Annotated in this window: 14 protein-coding genes, 1 rRNA gene and 1 other annotated feature; all 15 genes read right to left on the minus strand. The window is 42.4% G+C overall.

All coding sequences use genetic code 11. From position 1 onward, the window contains the following. Positions 1-750, minus strand: a complete 750-nt coding sequence (gene rlmB, locus C6Y01_RS18145) for a 23S rRNA (guanosine(2251)-2'-O)-methyltransferase RlmB (RefSeq protein WP_034665632.1) — start codon at positions 748-750, stop codon at positions 1-3. Beyond that, on the minus strand, positions 734-1,165 hold the full coding sequence (locus C6Y01_RS18150; RefSeq protein ID WP_106038591.1) for a Mini-ribonuclease 3: 432 nt from the start codon (positions 1,163-1,165) through the stop codon (positions 734-736). Before C6Y01_RS18150 ends, rlmB begins: the two co-directional genes overlap by 17 nt. A 3-nt stretch (positions 1,166-1,168) precedes the next feature. Beyond that, entirely contained in the window at positions 1,169-2,569 is a 1,401-nt protein-coding gene (cysS, locus tag C6Y01_RS18155; RefSeq protein ID WP_003217177.1) for a cysteine--tRNA ligase, read from the minus strand. Further along, on the minus strand, positions 2,566-3,219 hold the full coding sequence (gene cysE / locus C6Y01_RS18160) for a serine O-acetyltransferase (RefSeq protein WP_012008691.1): 654 nt from the start codon (positions 3,217-3,219) through the stop codon (positions 2,566-2,568). Before cysE ends, cysS begins: the two co-directional genes overlap by 4 nt. Before the next feature lie 81 nt (positions 3,220-3,300). Beyond that, positions 3,301-3,532: a binding site (T-box leader), on the minus strand. Beyond that, on the minus strand, positions 3,532-4,983 hold the full coding sequence (gltX, locus tag C6Y01_RS18165; protein ID WP_034665641.1) for a glutamate--tRNA ligase: 1,452 nt from the start codon (positions 4,981-4,983) through the stop codon (positions 3,532-3,534). (Overlaps the previous feature by 1 nt.) Before the next feature lie 94 nt (positions 4,984-5,077). Then, a complete protein-coding gene (gene ispF, locus C6Y01_RS18170; protein ID WP_003216928.1) occupies positions 5,078-5,554 on the minus strand; it encodes a 2-C-methyl-D-erythritol 2,4-cyclodiphosphate synthase in 477 nt (158 codons plus the stop codon). A 3-nt stretch (positions 5,555-5,557) separates the two neighbouring features. After that, positions 5,558-6,247 (minus strand): 2-C-methyl-D-erythritol 4-phosphate cytidylyltransferase, encoded by a 690-nt coding sequence (gene ispD / locus C6Y01_RS18175; protein ID WP_034665643.1) that lies wholly within the window; start codon positions 6,245-6,247, stop codon positions 5,558-5,560. 13 nt (positions 6,248-6,260) lie between these two features. Beyond that, the gene (locus tag C6Y01_RS18180; protein WP_003217214.1) at positions 6,261-7,361 is read right to left on the minus strand and encodes a PIN/TRAM domain-containing protein; all 1,101 of its coding nucleotides are present in this window, start codon (positions 7,359-7,361) and stop codon (positions 6,261-6,263) included. Between the two features lie 153 nt (positions 7,362-7,514). Beyond that, on the minus strand, positions 7,515-8,594 hold the full coding sequence (gene disA, locus C6Y01_RS18185; protein ID WP_012008686.1) for a DNA integrity scanning diadenylate cyclase DisA: 1,080 nt from the start codon (positions 8,592-8,594) through the stop codon (positions 7,515-7,517). 2 nt (positions 8,595-8,596) lie between these two features. Further along, positions 8,597-9,976, minus strand: coding sequence for a DNA repair protein RadA (gene radA / locus C6Y01_RS18190; protein WP_034620767.1), 1,380 nt, complete (start codon positions 9,974-9,976; stop codon positions 8,597-8,599). Between the two features lie 93 nt (positions 9,977-10,069). Then, positions 10,070-12,505: an ATP-dependent protease ATP-binding subunit ClpC gene (gene clpC / locus C6Y01_RS18195; protein ID WP_034665649.1), complete on the minus strand. Its 2,436-nt coding sequence runs from the start codon at positions 12,503-12,505 to the stop codon at positions 10,070-10,072. After that, on the minus strand, positions 12,502-13,593 hold the full coding sequence (gene mcsB, locus C6Y01_RS18200) for a protein-arginine kinase McsB (protein WP_034665652.1): 1,092 nt from the start codon (positions 13,591-13,593) through the stop codon (positions 12,502-12,504). The genes clpC and mcsB overlap by 4 nt, the downstream gene beginning before the upstream one ends. A 4-nt stretch (positions 13,594-13,597) precedes the next feature. Next, positions 13,598-14,155 carry a protein-arginine kinase activator protein McsA gene (mcsA, locus tag C6Y01_RS18205; protein WP_034665655.1) on the minus strand — a complete coding sequence of 186 codons (558 nt, stop codon included), beginning with the start codon at positions 14,153-14,155 and terminating at the stop codon, positions 13,598-13,600. A gap of 14 nt (positions 14,156-14,169) precedes the next feature. Next, entirely contained in the window at positions 14,170-14,634 is a 465-nt protein-coding gene (locus C6Y01_RS18210) for a CtsR family transcriptional regulator (protein ID WP_003217184.1), read from the minus strand. Between the two features lie 177 nt (positions 14,635-14,811). Then, positions 14,812-14,927, minus strand: a 5S ribosomal RNA gene (rrf, locus tag C6Y01_RS18215). Between the last annotated feature and the right edge of the window lie 139 nt (positions 14,928-15,066).

Genomic DNA, 15,066 nt, shown 5'->3' on the forward strand with positions numbered 1-15,066 from the left:
CTATTCTCCTAACGGATAACGTTTTCGATACACTTCATACATCAATAGACTAGCGGCAACTGATGCGTTTAACGAAGTGACCTTCCCGGCCATAGGCAGCTTAATCAGAAAATCACACTTTTCTTTGATCAATCGGCCAATCCCTTTTCCTTCACTGCCAATCACAAGAGCAAGCGGCATCGTACCATCAAATTGTCTGTAATCCTGTTTGGCAGACGCATCTGTTCCCGCGACCCAGATTCCTCTTTCTTTCATCTCATCAAGAGCTCTTGAAAGATTGGTGACCTTGGCAACAGGAATATGTTCAATCGCCCCAGTAGATGCTTTGGCAACGGTTGTCGTTAAGCCGACCGCTCTCCTTTTCGGAATGACAATCCCGTGTGCACCTACAGCATCTGCTGTACGCATAATGGATCCTAAATTATGCGGGTCTTCAATTTCATCTAATATAAGAAAAAACGGCTGTTCATTCCGCTTTTCGGCAATTTGATACAGATCGTCCAATTCCGCATATTCATATGCTGCTACTTGTGCAACGATTCCCTGGTGCTGACCTGTTACCATTTGATCAAGCTTTTTCCTCGGAACATACTGAATGGTGATATTTTGTTTTTTAGCGAGTTCAATGACCTGCTGGGCTTGTCCTTTTACAGTGTTTTCTGCCATCCAGAGCTTGTATAACTCCCGATCTGACTTCAGTGTTTCAATCACTGCATTTTTCCCAATCACATAATCATGTTGCTGACTCATTTGTCTTCCTCCCTGACGTTCCGATTTCAATCGCCTGACTAATCAGCTCTTCTAAGCGTTCGTCCTGCTTTTCAATAAATAAATAACCCATGAGCGCTTCAAGCGCCGTACTATAACGATACGTTTGAACGTCTGTGTTTTTAGGCACTGTGCCTGATTTTGCATTTCTTCCTCTTTTCAGCACTGCTTCTTCTGCTTCAGTGAAACAGCCTTGCTGCTGAAGCGTAAATAAAATAGCTGCCTGAGATTTAGCTGAAACAATCTTGCTTGCTCGTTTGTGCAGCTCATTTGGTTTTGTCGCCCCCGTTTGGAGGAGGTGATGCCTCACATAGACTTCAAAAATGGCATCACCCATATAAGCAAGCGCAAGTCCGTTCAACTGTTTACCGTCTTTCAGCTTTTCAAAATTCAACATGACCTATTCTCCTCTTTTCCAGCGAGTACCTTGAGGAGTGTCCTCCAATACAATATTCATGCTCTTTAACTGGTCACGAATTTGATCAGATAGCGCAAAGTCACGATTTCTTCTAGCCTCATTGCGTTTTTCAATTAACGCTTCTACTTCTTCGTCAAGCGTGTGCTTTTCTTCTAATGAGAAGCCAAGAACAGACGTGATTTCTTGGAATAAGCCGATAAATGCCTTGATCACTTCCTCCGAAGTATGATCATTTTCCATATAATAATTCGCCTGTTTCGCAAGTTCGAATAAAACAGAAATTGCATTTGCCGTATTAAAGTCATCATTCATTTCAGAAATAAATGTCGCACGCTGCTCCTCAACCTTCGCCAGCCATTCAGCATTGTCTTCTGTGATATTCGTGCTGCTCTCGAGGCGATGATGTAAATTAGCATACGACGTTTTGAGTCGGTTAAACGCACTCTTTGTACTCTCTAGTAAATCCATTGAGTAGTTAATTGGATGACGGTAGTGAACCGACAACATAAAGAAGCGTAGCACATCAGGATCTTGTTCTTTCACAATGTCATGCACGAGCACAAAGTTTCCAAGTGATTTTGACATTTTTTCATTCTCAATATTAATATATCCGTTATGCATCCAATACTTCGCAAAAGGTTTCCCTGTCAAAGCCTCGGATTGAGCGATTTCATTTTCATGGTGAGGGAAGGTTAAATCCTGTCCGCCAGCATGAATGTCGATCGTATCCCCTAAATATTTTTTAACCATGGCCGAGCATTCGATGTGCCAGCCTGGGCGTCCTTCGCCCCACGGGCTATCCCATGAGATTTCTTGATCCTTTGCAGCCTTCCATAAAGCAAAGTCCAGTGCATCTCGTTTCTTCTCACCTACACGAATACGAGCACCTGTCTTCAGTTCATCAATCGACTGGTGAGAAAGCTTTCCGTAGCCTTCAAAGGAGCGTGTGCTGTAATACACGTCGCCATCCGCTTCATAGGCGTAGCCTTTTTCAATCAATGTCGCAATAAATGCAATGATATCATCCATATTTTCCGTCACTCGCGGGTGAAGGTCAGCTTTTTTGCAGCCTAGTGCACTAACGTCTTCAAAGTAGGCTTGGATAAAGCGGTCAGCAATCGTCGGAACATCTTCTCCGAGTTCATTGGCTGCTTTGATGAGTTTATCATCCACATCTGTAAAGTTTGATACAAAGTTCACATCATAGCCGCTGTATTCTAAATACTTACGTACAGTGTCATAAACAATAGCAGGTCTGGCATTCCCGATATGAATGTAGTTATAAACGGTTGGTCCGCACACATACATCTTGACCTTTCCTGGTTCAAGCGGGACAAATTCTTCTTTCTTACGTGTCAATGTATTATAAATATTGATTGTCATGATTGTTCTTCCTTTCTGCTCAATGAAGCCAGCTCACCTTTTAGCTTTTCCATTTCTCGTTCCAATTCTTTGAAACGATCGGAAATTGGATCTGGCAAATCTTGATGATTGAGATCACGATTGATTTTCTTTCCATTTTGAACGACGACTCGCCCAGGTATACCGACAACGGTGGAATGGTCTGGTACGTCCTTTAACACGACCGACCCCGCACCAATCTTGGCCCCTTTTCCGACTGTAATGGAACCAAGCACCTTTGCACCTGTCGCAATGAGGGCATCGTCTAAAATGGTCGGGTGCCGCTTTCCCTTTTCTTTCCCTGTTCCCCCTAGTGTCACGCCTTGGAAAACAGTGACGTTGTCTCCAATTTCACATGTTTCCCCAATCACCACTCCCATGCCGTGGTCAATGAAGAAGCGCCTGCCAATGGTTGCCGCAGGGTGAATTTCCACCCCTGTGAAAAACCGGCTGACCTGAGAAATGATCCGCGCAAGAAAGTACAGCTTACGCTTATAAAATGCGTGCGCGATACGATGAGCCCAAATCGCATGAAGCCCTGAATAGGTTAGCACTACTTCAATATAGCTTCTAGCAGCAGGATCTTGATCAAACACAGTATCAATATCTTCTTTCAGCATTTTGAAAAACACATGCTCCCCCCGTTCTTCCCCATCAATCTCTCTTAGGACTTGCTCTCTTTTTTGGACAAATAAAAAACGCCTCTGCCAAATGACAGAGACGTTTTGAAAACGCGGTTCCACTCTGTTTAGAAAGCCCTCATTTTGCAGCCTTCTCAACTTAATCCCATAACGGAGGGTACCGCCCTTGCATACTAACGTACACGTGTTCCTCAAGGGTCTTGAGGGTGCATTTCCAACGTCTGCCCATAAGTCTCTTTCAGCCGGTGAAGACTCTTTCTGTGATGGACGAAAACATTGTACTTCTCCCTCGCAACGATTTCCTTATATTTGCTTAATGCGGTTTAATACCGTTTCTTTACCTAGTAGTTCAATACTTTGCGGAAGTTCTGGGCCATGCGTTTGTCCTGTGACAGCCACACGAATTGGCATGAATAGTTTCTTGCCTTTATGCCCTGTTTCTTTTTGTACCGCTTTAATAGCAGTCTTGATTTCATCAGGTGTGAAAGACTCAAGCCGTTCAAGCTGACCAGCAAAAGATGCCATGACTTCTGGTACTTGCTCCTCTGCTAAAACTTCCTTTGCCTCTTGATTATACTCAATTTGCTCCTTAAAGAACAACTCTGTTAACTCAACAATTTCTGCTCCATAGCTTAATTGTTCGTGATACAGAGAAATAAGCTTGCGCACCCACGTGTTTTCTTCTTCTGTCAGCTGCTCGCTTACCTTGCCTGCCTTTTGAAGATGCGGAAGCGTTAACGCAACAACCTGATCAAGATCAAGTGCCTTCACATATTGGTTATTTACCCATTTTAGTTTATGCATATCGAATAGAGCTGGTGACTTAGAAAGTCGGTTTACATCGAAAATGTCGATGAATTGCTCTTTTGTAAACAGTTCTTCTTCGCCCACCGGAGACCATCCAAGTAGTGCAATGAAGTTGAACAGGGCTTCTGGTAAATAGCCCAAGTTTTTATATTGCTCGATGAATTGAATAATGGATTCATCACGCTTACTTAATTTTTTGCGGTTCTCGTTCACAATCAGCGTCATATGTCCGAATAGCGGAACATCCCAGCCAAATGCGTTGAAGATCATGATTTGTTTAGGCGTATTCGAAATGTGATCCTCTCCGCGGAGAATGTGAGTCATTTTCATCAAATGATCATCCACTGCTACAGCGAAGTTATAAGTTGGCGTGCCGTCTTTCTTCACAATGACAAAATCACCGATGCCGTCTGTCTCAAATGAAATATCGCCTTTGACCATGTCGTCAAATTTGATGATTTCTCCTTTTGGCACTCGGAAGCGGATACTTGGCTCTCTTCCTTCAGCGATCAGCTTGTCCTCTTCTTCTTTTGATAAATGGCTGCATTTACCAGAATATCGAGGCATTTCACTTCGGGCGATTTGTGCTTCACGCTCTTCCTCTAGCTCTTCAGCCGTACAATAGCACTTATACGCCAAGTCTTTCTCTAGCAGCTCATCATAATATTTTTTGTAAATCTCATTACGCTCTGATTGTCTGTAAGGACCATAGCCGCCATCTTTATCAATGCTCTCATCCCAATCAATACCGAGCCATTGCAGGTGGCGAAGCTGGCTTTCTTCTCCGCCTTCTACATTACGCTTTTGATCCGTATCTTCGATTCGAATAATAAATTTGCCGCCTTGACTGCGTGCGAACAAATAGTTGAAAAGAGCCGTTCTAGCATTCCCAATATGTAAATGACCAGTTGGACTCGGTGCATAACGAACACGCACTTCATTTCCCATGAGTTTAACTTCCTTTCATCTGCATCATGTTGTCTGACACCAATTTTTTATAAACGTATTTTATCATCAAATCCCATTCTCATCAAAATGGATTTCACTTTTTCTGAAGAAGCACTGTTGCCTGAGAGGCAATTCCTTCGCCTCTTCCTGTAAATCCAAGTTTCTCTGTCGTTGTTGCTTTCACATTCACCTGTGTGACATCTGCCTCAAGCGCTTCTGCAATCTTCTCACACATTGGTTGAATGTAAGGTGCCATTTTGGGCTTTTGCGCCATGATGGTGCAATCAATATTCACAAGTGTGTAGCCTTTTTCCTTTACTAGTGCCCACACATGCTGCAGTAATTTAAAAGAATCCGCATCCTTAAACTCAGGATCTGTGTCTGGGAAATGTCTGCCGATATCTCCTTCAGCAATCGCACCTAGGCAGGCATCTGCCACTGTGTGAAGCAGTACATCAGCGTCTGAATGCCCAAGCAGCCCCTTTTCATAAGGGATGGTGACCCCGCCGATAATCAAAGGTCTTCCCTCTGTTAATTGATGTACATCAAAGCCTTGTCCTATTCTCAACATGATCTAGTACCCTCTTTCCGCATCCATAATTGCCTTGGCAACCAATAAATCATCCGGTGTCGTCAGCTTAATATTGGTGTAATCTCCTTGGACAATATACACGTTTTCACCATGTAATTGTTCCACAAGACTGGCGTCGTCTGTTCCAAGAAAGCCGGTCCGCTCCGCATATTCATGCGCCTCTTTTAAAATAGAATGACGAAAAGCTTGTGGGGTCTGGACTGCCCACAAGCTCTGACGTTCAATGGTTTGTTCCACTTTGCCTTCTTGAACGCGTTTGATTGTGTCTTTCACTGGTACCGCTACAACTGCGGAGCCTTTTTCAATCGCTGCTTTAACGAGCAAGTCAATCTGTGTATGCTTAATAAAAGGCCTTGCCCCATCATGAACAAGCACGATGTCTGCATCTTTCACAGCCTTTAATCCTTCGTATACACTTTGCTGACGTTCTTCACCGCCAGTGACAAGTGAAACAGGCGTTTGAAAAGCGTGTACCTTGAGTAGCCTTTCAAAGTCTTGACGCTCCTCTTCATTGATCGCTAGGATCATGCGTTTGCATTGCGAATGAGCGTCAAACACCTTTAGTGTATGAATAATGACCGGCATTCTTTTCAGCTCAATAAAAAGCTTATTGCGGCCGGCCTTCATTCGTTTCCCCTGCCCCGCAGCCGGAATAACTACTTCATAATACATGTTCGTTCTCCCTTTAGAGCGCCTTCTCCAGAAGTTTTGGCTTCGCAAAAATCATTCTTCCAGCAGCAGTCTGCAGCACACTTGTGACGAGCACATCGATGTCTTTTCCAATGTAATTGCGTCCTTCTTCGACCACAATCATCGTACCGTCATCTAAGTAAGCAACACCTTGGTTATGCTCTTTCCCATCTTTAATGACCTGTACCTTCATTTCTTCCCCAGGCAGCACAACCGGTTTCACCGCATTGGCTAGATCATTGATGTTTAACACTGCTACTTTTTGAAGTTCGCATACTTTATTTAAATTAAAATCATTTGTCACAACAACACCTGAAGTTAATTTAGCGAGCTTCACAAGCTTGCTATCAACCTCTTGAATGTCTTCAAAGTCACCTTCATAAATTTCAACTTTGATATCTAATTCTTTTTGAATACGATTTAAAATATCAAGACCTCTTCGGCCTCTATTTCTCTTTAATACATCAGAAGAGTCTGCAATATGCTGTAATTCCTCGAGCACAAATTGAGGAATGACCATGACACCTTCTAAGAATCCAGTTTGACAAATATCTGCGATTCTTCCATCAATGATAACACTTGTGTCTAAAATTTTCAGCTTTTTATCTTCTATTTCAGGTTCATCATCAGCTGCTCCTTTTTTCTTGGTGACCTTTGCAGATCGGGAGAACAGCCCCATCATTTCATCCTTCTTCTTAAACCCTACCTGAAATCCAAGGTATCCTAAAAAGAAAGCCAGGAAAATCGGAATAATGGTACCAAAAATATGATATGGGATATTGTTTAGCGGGATCACGTTTACAATAAGATATGCTAGAATAAGTCCAAATACTAATCCGAAACTTCCAGATATAAGATCAGGAAGAGGCGCCTTTAATAGAGAATCCTCGATCCATTTCACCCAATTAACCACATAGCCTGTGCACCATTTGCCGATGATAAAGAACACAGCGGCTCCTATTAGTGCTGAAGAGTAAGCATTTGTTATGAAAGGTATGTCCTTTACATTTAACAGCAGAAATAACTCTGGAATGATAAAAATCCCTACAACTGCACCAAAAATGATAAAAAACGCCTGAACGATTCTTTTTAACATACCTTCACCTCCTTTATTTTTCATCTGTCAATCCACCCTCACCTGACATTGATATATGTTTAAGTTTCCTATCATAATCAACAGAAAACAAAAGCATCATTAATATACCCATATTCATCCATTTTTAACCGTGTTTAAGAAAAATTTCTCTCCTTATAGCTGGCGGTCGATATAATGTTTTTCTTGCAGTCTTTTTAATCCTTTTTTTATCTTTTTCGCTCTTACTTCTCCAATTCCTTCTACTTCATCCAAATCTTGTACATCCGCTTCCATAATTCGATCTAACACACCGAACGCTTCAACCACGTTTTCGACGATTGGCATAGGCAGTCTAGGGATTTTGTGAAGCAATCTGTAGCCTCTTGTGTACACATATTCGTCAATATTTGTAGAAGCTGGATAGCCAAGTAACTTGTACAGAATGGAGTCATCTAAAAGCTCAAAGCTAGACATATCTTGTAGCTGTTTAAGCAGAACATATGGATCTTTAATCTTTTCTTTCACGTAATCTTTAATAAATAAAGCCGCTTCCTGCTCCATATCTGTAATCAGTTCATTGACTTGCAGACGGATCAAATGTCCTTCTGTTCCGAGCTCTTTGATATACATATTGATTTCATTTTTGATTCTAAGCACCATCTCGTAACGATGCAGCACGGATAATACATCACCAAAGGTCACAAGCTCTTCAAATTCTAGGGCGCTTAGCGCAGAAATGGCGTGATCTAAAATGGTTTTATATTTCTCAAGTGTTTGTATGGCTTGGTTGGCCTTCGTTAAAATAAAGCCAATATCTTTCAGCGTATAACGACGATTCCCTTGGTATAAGGTAATGACGTTCCTCCGTTCAGAAATCGCAATGATTAAGCAGCCTGTCTGCTTCGCTACACGTTCAGCAGTACGGTGCCTCATGCCCGTTTCCGATGAATGGATGGTTGCATCTGGCATCAGCTGTGTATTCGCATACAAGATCTTTTGACCAGAATCGCTTAAAATAATGGCTCCATCCATCTTAGCCAATTCATATAAGTGTGCTGGGGAGAAGGCAGAGTTAATATGAAACCCTCCATCTACAACACTCTTGACTTTGTCGTTATAACCAACAACAATGAGCCCGCCAGTATTGGCCCTCAGGACATTTTCGATCCCAGCCCGAAGAGGTGTCCCTGGTGCCACAAACTGTACGATATCTAAGAGATCGAGTTCTCTCGCTCCTTTTTTCTCTTTTTCCATTTCTATGATCCCCCTAGTGAAATTCGAAGTGCCTCCGCTACATTTTCTACACCGACTAACTCAATCCCTCTCGGCTTTTTCCATCCATCTATATTCGCCTGAGGAATAAACATTCGCTTAAATCCTAGTTTCGCAGCTTCCTGCACACGCTGTTCAATTCTTGATACTCTTCTGACTTCTCCCGTCAGACCGACCTCTCCTATAAAGCAATCCGCTTGATGCGGCGCTGCGTCTTTAAAGCTTGAAGCAATACTGACCGCAATGGCCAAATCAATCGCCGGTTCGTCAAGCTTCACACCGCCTGCGACCTTTAAATACGCATCTTGGTTTTGCAGCAGCAGTCCGACACGTTTTTCTAAAACCGCCATGAGCAATGACACACGATTATGATCAAGGCCTGTAGCCATTCTCCGTGGATTTCCAAAGCTTGTCGGTGAAATTAATGCTTGTATCTCGACAAGAACAGGTCTTGTTCCTTCCATTGAGGCAACAACACACGATCCAGATACACCTGCCGAACGTTCTTCTAAGAAAATTTCGGATGGGTTTAATACTTCCGTGAGTCCTTCCTCTCTCATTTCAAAAATCCCTAGTTCATTCGTCGAGCCAAATCGGTTTTTCACCGCACGTAAGATACGAAACGTATGATGACGCTCGCCTTCAAAATAAAGAACCGTGTCCACCATATGCTCTAAAAGGCGTGGACCAGCGATCGAGCCTTCTTTGGTCACGTGACCAACGATAAATATTGGAATACCATTTGTCTTGGCAATTTTCATCAGCTGTGCTGTACATTCTCTCACTTGAGATACAGACCCAGGAGCTGACGTAATATCGCTTTGATAAACGGTTTGAATCGAATCCACCACGACAAAAGCGGGTTTCATCTCTTGTATAGCAGACGTTATATACTCCATATCGGTTTCAGCCAAAACATGTAAAGAGGTGCTTTTTATGCCGAGGCGGTCCGCTCTTAGCTTCGTTTGTTTAATGGACTCCTCACCAGATATGTATAATACATTCTGATTTTTGTCTGAGAGCTGTGCTGATACTTGTAATAATAATGTGGACTTCCCAATCCCAGGATCTCCGCCAATGAGAACAAGAGAGCCTTTGACAATTCCACTTCCTAATACTCGGTTAAATTCTTCTAAATTCGTTTTGATTCGGGGTTCATCTGATGTTTCAATTGCAGATATAGGTGAAGGTTTTTGAATGGTTTGAACAGAATGATTAAAAGCGCTTCGACGGTTTGCCGGCTCTTTGCGAACGACCTCTTCTGTCATACTGTTCCACGTGCCGCAGCCTGGACATTTCCCCATCCATTTGGCTGACTCATAACCGCACGATTGGCATATAAATTTTGATTTTGTCTTAGCCATAGATTGAAGAATACAACTCCTTATACTGGTCAGAAAATAAGTAAAGGGAGGCATACACTTTACTGGTATGCCTCACACTTTTTTCTTACTATATTAGTTCGTAGCAGCCGTCGTTTTTACGACAATTTCTCCATCTTCCACATCTAATACGATATGTTGACCTTTTTCAATATTACCCTTCAGAAGCTCCTCAGAAAGTCGATCCTCCACATGCTTTTGAATCGCTCTTCTTAACGGGCGCGCACCGTACTCAAGATCTACACCTTCGTCGGCAATCTTCGCTTTTGCTGCTTCCGTCAATTCGATTGAAAGGTCTTGTTCTTTTAATCGTTTCGTCAATTGATCAGACATGAGAGACACGATCTCTTTTAGATGTTTCTTTTCAAGTGAATGGAAGACAATGATTTCATCAATACGGTTGATGAATTCTGGTCTAAATGCACGCTTCAACTCGCCCATCACTTTGCCTTTCATATCCTTGTAATTTTGTCCTTCATCCTGCACATTAAAGCCAACATATTTATTTCGCTTCAGTTCACTAGCTCCAACGTTGGATGTCATGATCAAAATCGTATTTCTAAAGTCAACGGTACGCCCTTTAGAATCAGTCAGACGCCCATCTTCTAACACTTGTAGCAAAATGTTGAATACATCTGGATGTGCCTTTTCAATCTCGTCTAAAAGCACAACAGAATAAGGTTTTCTTCTCACTTTTTCAGTCAGTTGACCGCCTTCTTCATAGCCAACATAGCCTGGAGGTGACCCAACAAGTCTAGATGTAGAGTGTTTTTCCATGTATTCAGACATATCAATACGGATCATCGCTTCTTCATCACCGAAAATAGACTCTGCGAGTGCTCTTGCAAGCTCCGTTTTACCAACCCCTGTTGGGCCTAAGAAGATAAAGGAGCCGATTGGACGTTTTGGATCTTTTAGGCCAGCACGCGCACGTCTCACAGCTTTTGCTACAGCGACAACCGCTTCATCCTGCCCGATCACACGAGAATGGAGCAATTGTTCCATATTGAGAAGCTTATCTGTTTCTGTTTGTGCAATTTTTGAAACAGGCACTCCCGTCCAGCTAGAGACAACCATTGCGATATCATCCACTGATACCTCTGAATTCTCCTGTCCTTGCTTTTCTTTCCAAGATTTCTTTGTGACTTCTACTTTTTCACGCAAACGCTGTTCCGTATCGCGAAGAGAAGCTGCTTTTTCAAATTCCTGACTTTGAACAGCAGCATCCTTTTCCTTGCGTACTTCATCGAGCTTTTGCTCTAGTTCTTTTAGGTTAGGCGGTGTTGTGAAAGAACGTAAGCGGACTTTCGAACCTGCCTCATCAATTAAATCAATCGCCTTATCTGGAAGGAAACGATCAGAAATATAACGGTCAGACAGCTTCACCGCCGCCTCAATCGCTTCATCCGTAATGGACACACGGTGATGTGCCTCATAACGATCTCTAAGTCCTCTTAAGATTTGAATACTTTCATCAACAGATGGCTGATCCACTTGAATTGGCTGGAAACGTCGTTCAAGCGCAGCATCCTTTTCAATATATTTACGGTACTCATCTAACGTTGTCGCCCCGATACATTGAAGCTCTCCACGTGCTAAGGATGGTTTGAGAATATTAGATGCGTCAATCGCACCCTCTGCTCCACCAGCACCAATGAGTGTATGAAGCTCATCAATGAAGAGAATGATATTTCCTGCCTGACGAATTTCATCCATGACTTTTTTCAAACGATCCTCAAATTCACCACGATATTTCGTTCCCGCTACAACGGTTCCCATATCAAGTGTCATCACTCGTTTATCGCGCAGGATTTCAGGCACTTCATTATGAATAATTTGCTGCGCAAGACCTTCAGCGATGGCTGTTTTACCAACACCAGGCTCACCAATCAGCACAGGGTTATTTTTTGTTCTTCTGCTTAGGACCTCAATGACACGCTGAATTTCTTTGCTTCTTCCAATGACAGGGTCCAAGCTGTCTTCTTTCGCAATAGCTGTTAAATCTCTTGCCAAGCTATCTAATGTTGGTGTATTTGCATTGCTGTTAGAGCCAGCGGCAGATGCACCTGTTTCATTGCTGCCAAGCAGCTGCAGAACTTGCTGACGTGCTTTATTTAAGCTCACTCCGAGGTTATTTAAAACGCGGGCAGCTACACCCTCTCCCTCGCGAATAAGACCTAATAGAATATGTTCTGTCCCTACATAGGAATGACCTAGCTTTCTTGCTTCATCCATTGAAAGCTCAGTGACCTTCTTCGCTCTAGGCGTATAATGAGGAATAGCTTGAGACACCTCTTGCCCTCTTCCAATCAAGCTTTCGACTTCTTTTTGGATTTTATCTGAAACAAGGCCCAGTGCTTCTAACGCTTTTGCGGCGATGCCCTCACCCTCACGTACTAGACCAAGTAAAATGTGCTCAGTACCAATGTTCTTATGGCCTAGGCGAATGGCTTCTTCTTGTGCAAGTGCTAATACCTTTTGAGCTCTTTCAGTGAATCTTCCAAACATCATATCGTTTCATCCTCCTGTCCATTCCTATGCATTTCTAAACGCAGCCTTTCTCTAATAATCGCTGCTCGTTTTATATCTCGTTCATTTGGCTCCAAAGCTCCTCCTGAGTACTGTTGAAGAAAGCCAGGCTGAGTCAAAATCATGAGTTCATTCAGTATATTACTTGAAAGCCCCTTAATGATACCTAAATCAATTCCAAGCCGCACATCTGACAAACACTTTGCTGTTTCCTTTGATTCAATCATACGACAATTGGACAATATCCCTAAGGAACGGTACACTCTGTCCTCAAGTTCAATTTGAGATGTTTGATATAACGCCTTTCGTGCAGACCGCTCTTGTTCAATGAGCTGAGCGGTCACACTATTTAAGTCGTCTACAATATCTTCTTCTGATTGACCAAGTGTCATTTGATTTGAAATTTGAAAGATGTTCCCTATTGCTTCGCTGCCTTCACCATAAATTCCTCTGACTACAAGACCTAATTGATTAATGGCCGGAATAATCCGATTCATTTGTCTTGTGAGGGCTAAAGCTGGTAAATGCATCATGACCGATGCCCTAATACCTGTACCTACATTAGTTGGACAGCTTGTTAAGTATCCCCGCTTTTCCGAAAACGCATAATCCACTTGCTCTTCAATCCAGTCATCTATCTGATTAGCCGCTTTTAATGCATTGGCTAGTTGGAATCCTGGGAATAAGCATTGGATCCGAATATGGTCTTCTTCATTCAGCATTACACTGATTTCCTCATTTTCAGAAAGCAAACAACCGCCAAATCTTGATTCAGCTAAGTTTGGGCTGATCAAATGTTTTTCAACAAGTACTCTCTTTGCTAAAGGCTGCGTTTCATTCATACGAATCAGAACAAAGTTTCCGATGTCCTTCACTTCCTGGCTAGCAAACTTTTGCTCGAATTGCTGGAGGACAGCTTCAGCCTCTTCTTGAGAAAACTGAGTTGGGAAACGAACATGCTCTAGGTTGCGTGCTAGCCGGATTCGACTGCTTAGAACAATGTCACTTTCTGGTCCTTTTTGTTTCATCCATTGACTTAAAGCGTCTTGAATAAAATGCTGGAGCGACATGTTGTTAATCTCCCTCCCTCTGCTGAGATTGCTCATGCTCTAGTGCACGAATTTGATCTCGAACTTCCGCTGCTTTTTCGAACTCTTCTTGTTCAATTAACTGCTTCAGCTCTTGCTGCATCAACTCAAGTTTCCGGCGGACATGAAGACTGCCGGCAATCCGTTTAGGCACTTTTCCATTATGGACTGTATTTCCACTATGGACTTTCCGTAAAACAGGGTTCAGATACTGATCAAATGAACGATAGCATTCTGCACAGCCAAAACGGCCTGTTTTTCTGAATTGTTGAAAGGTTAAGCCACACTTAGGACATTGATCCACTTCTCTCGCTTCTTGAAAAATAGAAGATCCCTTATTAGCACTTGTGGTAAAGCTAGGATCAATATTCAATAAACCTGATAATAAGTTGTGAATCGAGAAACCTTGGTTTCCACTCATAGCATATGAATCACTGTTTTCTTTTGCACATTGTTCACATATGTGCATTTCTTGTTTTTCTCCATTTATAACTTTCGTAAAGTGAAAAGTGGCTGGTCTCTCATTGCATTCTTGACAAATCAATCTTTTCACCCGCTTTACTTTAATTTCAAAGCATTTAACATCGCTTTCATCATCCGAGCTCTCAATTCATCTCGTTCAGGTAAATCAATGTGCAAAACAGAACGGTCCATGACACTGATCATCATCTTTGCTTCTCTTTCAGATAAAATATTATTTTCTACAAGACGCATGATGATATGATCAGAGGCAGCCTGTGATAAACGATGATATATTTGGGAAATAATGTTGTTCAATAAGTCGACTTCATCATTCATTTTGACTTTAATGATGCGGATATAGCCACCGCCGCCACGCTTACTTTCAACGATATAGCCTCTCTCGCTCGTAAAGCGTGTATTGATAACATAGTTAATTTGTGAAGGTACGCATTGAAACTTATCTGCAATTTCATTGCGCTTAATTTCTAATATTTCTCGACCATTCTGATCCAAGACTTCCTTCAAATACTGCTCGATGATATCAGAAATATTTTGTGCCACTCCGCCTCCTCCTCCATTGACTTTGACTATATTTGACTTTAACCTTACTATAAATTTTTTCGATCGATTTTTCAAGATAATCGCTCAACTAAGAATATTATTTCCACATTTATATGGTGTCAAACCTCTCAAAAACACAAAAAAGACCAGTTCCGTATGGAACTGATCCTTAGAAAAGCTTGGCGGCGTCCTACTCTCACAGGGGGAGACCCCCAACTACCATCGGCGCTGAAGAGCTTAACTTCCGTGTTCGGTATGGGAACGGGTGTGACCTCTTCGCTATCGCCACCAAACCTGATGGAGAGAATGTTCTCTCAAAACTAGATAACAATGTTCATGCTTCACATTAGAATATAGGTTAAGTCCTCGATCTATTAGTATCTGTCAGCTCCACGTGTCACCACGCTTCCACCTCAGACCTATCAACCTGAT

Source organism: Bacillus sp. NMCC46, from assembly GCF_002998465.1.
Lineage (GTDB): Bacteria > Bacillota > Bacilli > Bacillales > Bacillaceae > Bacillus.

Coding starts and splice junctions, on each gene's coding strand:
- ispF (WP_003216928.1), bottom strand. CDS start 5,554: ATGTTGAGAATAGGACAAGGCTTTGATGTACATCAATTAACAGAGGGA.
- gltX (WP_034665641.1), bottom strand. CDS start 4,983: ATGGGAAATGAAGTGCGTGTTCGTTATGCACCGAGTCCAACTGGTCAT.
- cysS (WP_003217177.1), bottom strand. CDS start 2,569: ATGACAATCAATATTTATAATACATTGACACGTAAGAAAGAAGAATTT.
- disA (WP_012008686.1), bottom strand. CDS start 8,594: ATGGAAAAAGAGAAAAAAGGAGCGAGAGAACTCGATCTCTTAGATATC.
- C6Y01_RS18180 (WP_003217214.1), bottom strand. CDS start 7,361: ATGTTAAAAAGAATCGTTCAGGCGTTTTTTATCATTTTTGGTGCAGTT.
- ispD (WP_034665643.1), bottom strand. CDS start 6,247: ATGTATTATGAAGTAGTTATTCCGGCTGCGGGGCAGGGGAAACGAATG.
- rlmB (WP_034665632.1), bottom strand. CDS start 750: ATGAGTCAGCAACATGATTATGTGATTGGGAAAAATGCAGTGATTGAA.
- mcsB (WP_034665652.1), bottom strand. CDS start 13,593: ATGTCGCTCCAGCATTTTATTCAAGACGCTTTAAGTCAATGGATGAAA.
- radA (WP_034620767.1), bottom strand. CDS start 9,976: ATGGCTAAGACAAAATCAAAATTTATATGCCAATCGTGCGGTTATGAG.
- clpC (WP_034665649.1), bottom strand. CDS start 12,505: ATGATGTTTGGAAGATTCACTGAAAGAGCTCAAAAGGTATTAGCACTT.
- C6Y01_RS18150 (WP_106038591.1), bottom strand. CDS start 1,165: ATGTTGAATTTTGAAAAGCTGAAAGACGGTAAACAGTTGAACGGACTT.